Source organism: Salinibacillus xinjiangensis (genome assembly GCF_009649735.1).
GTDB lineage: Bacteria > Bacillota > Bacilli > Bacillales > Alkalibacillaceae > Salinibacillus > Salinibacillus xinjiangensis.
On sequence record NZ_WJNH01000034.1, the window covers coordinates 1 to 281 of the forward strand.

At 33.5% G+C, this 281-nt stretch carries 1 pseudogene; it reads left to right on the top strand.

The features are described from left to right. A pseudogene (locus GH754_RS19365) lies at positions 1-281 on the top strand (hypothetical protein); the annotation flags it as partial.

Sequence of the window (281 nt, forward strand, 5' to 3'; positions counted from 1 at the left end):
TATGGCAAGTACTAATCCATTAAGAAGTTGGGTGAGAGCCTATAAAGCCCAGGGCATGGATGGATTAAAACGAAGAAAAACGAAGCAGAAGTATTCTGTTCAATTTAAATTAGATGCAGTACAATTTATACTAGAAACAGGTGCTTCCTATTTAGAAACTGCTGTTCAATTTAACCATAAAAAAGTGTATCATATACCTCTTCAAAAGTTAGTAACCGACATTACAGAATTCAAATGTCTAGGCGAAGAGAAGTTATATTTAAATCCAATTCTTGACCTTT